The organism is Streptomyces sp. NPDC088246 (assembly GCF_044741025.1).
Taxonomy (GTDB): Bacteria; Actinomycetota; Actinomycetes; order Streptomycetales; family Streptomycetaceae; genus Streptomyces.
In genome coordinates, this window is record NZ_JBIURV010000161.1 from 1 (window position 1) to 1,986 (window position 1,986).

Consider the following 1,986-nt stretch of genomic DNA (forward strand, 5'->3'; position numbering starts at 1 on the left):
CTGGTGACGGTGCTGGAGGCGGTGGCTGAGGATGCGGGGCAGCGAGTGGGTGACCTCTCGGTGGTCTCTGCCGGTGAGCGTGAGCAGCTGGTGGCCGGTGGGGACGGTGGCGTGGTGGAGTTGCCGTTGGTGGGTGGTGTGCATGAGTTGATTGCGGGGCGGGCTGGGGTGGCTCCGGATGTGGTGGCTGTGGTGTCGGGTGGGGAGGTGTTGACGTATGGGGGGTTGATGGGTCGGGCGAGTCGTTTGGCGCATCTGTTGCGTGGTGTGGGTGTGGGGGCTGAGTCGGTGGTGGGTTTGTGTCTGCCGCGTGGTGTTGACGTGGTGGTGGCGATGCTTGGGGTGTGGCTGGCGGGTGGTGCGTATGTGCCGTTGGATCCGGAGTATCCCGCTGATCGGTTGGAGTTCATGGTTGCGGATGCGGGTGTGCAGGTGTTGGTGGGTGAGCGGTCGGTGGCTGAGGGGCTGCCGGTGTCTGGTCGTGTGGTGTGGCTCGATGACGTGGTGGTGCGGGCGGAGCTGGGGGGTCTTGCGTCGTCGGCCCCTGGGGTGGCGACGTATGTTGATCAGTTGGCGTATGTGATTTATACGTCGGGTTCGACGGGTCGGCCGAAGGGTGTGCAGGTTGCGCATGGTGGTGTGGTGAATCTGGCGCTGGCGTTGCGGCCGGTGTTGGGTGTGGGGCCGGGTGTGAGGGTGCTGCAGTTCGCGTCGTTGAGTTTCGACGCGGCGGTGCTGGATGTGGCGGTGACGCTGGCTGGTGGTGGCACGTTGGTGGTGGCTTCGTCGGCGGAGCGTCGGGTGGGGGTCGGTCTTGAGCGCTTGGTGCGTAGCGAGGGTGTTGTGGCGGCAAGCGTGTCGCCGTCCCTGCTGGGTGTCCTGGACCGGAGCGGTCTGTCGGGTGTGGTCGGTCTCTTCGTCGGGTCGGAGCGTGTGGGTGAGGGAGTTGTGCGGGAGTGGGCGCCCGGGCGCCGCTTCTTCGTCGGCTACGGACCCACCGAGGTGACGGTGATTGCCTCTGCGGGTCTGGCGGAGCCGGACGGGGGCGGTGTCCCGTCCATCGGCAGGCCGCTGGCCAATACCCGTGTCTATGTCCTTGACGCTCAGCTGCGTCCGGTTCCGGTTGGTGTGGTGGGTGAGCTGTATATCGCGGGTGTGGGTGTGGCGCGTGGTTATGGGGGTCGTGCTGGTCTGACGGGTGAGCGGTTCGTGGCGGACCCGTTCGCGGCCGACGGTAGTCGTATGTATCGGTCGGGGGATGTGGTGCGGTGGCTGTCGGATGGGCAGCTCGATTTTGTGGGCCGTGTGGATGATCAGGTGAAGGTGCGTGGTTTTCGTATCGAGCCGGGTGAGATCGAGGCCGTCCTGGCTGATCACCCGCAGGTGCGTACCGCTGTGGTGATGGTGTTCGGTGTGGAGGGTGATTGTCGGCTGGTGGCGTATGTGGTGCCGGCGGATGTGACGGTGGGGATTCCGTCGGTTGGTGAGTTGCGGGAGTTCGCGGGCGGTCGGTTGCCGGAGTTCATGGTGCCGTCGGTGTTCGTGGAGCTTGCCGGGTTGCCGTTGACGGCGAACGGCAAGCTGGACCGGTCGGCGCTGCCCGCGCCGGAAGGGGCCCGGCAGCCCAGTGAGGGGTTTGTTGCTCCTTCGGGGGCGACGGAAGAGTTGCTGGCGGGGATCTGGGCCGGGGTTTTGGGTGTGGACCGGGTCGGTGTCACGGACAGTTTCTTCGAGCTGGGTGGGCATTCGCTGCTGGCGACGCAGGTGATCTCCCGGGTCCGCGAGGTCCTGGGTGTGGAGGTCGCGGTCTCGGTGTTGTTCGATCGGCCGACGGTGCGGGGGCTTGCCGCGGTCGTCGAGAAGGCGGCCGGGGTTGTGGCTCCGGCGGTGACACGGGCCGACCGGGATCGGCCGTTGCCGTTGTCGTTCGCGCAGCAGCGTCTGTGGTTCCTGGACCAGCTCGAACCCGAATCGACCGAGTACAAC

Annotated in this window: 1 protein-coding gene; it reads left to right on the plus strand. The window is 66.7% G+C overall.

Annotated elements, in window-relative coordinates; genetic code table 11:
• Positions 1 to 168: 168 nt before the first annotated feature.
• On the plus strand, positions 169 to 1,986 hold a 1,818-nt coding region (locus ACIPEK_RS46570; protein ID WP_402009099.1), incomplete at its 3' end, for an amino acid adenylation domain-containing protein.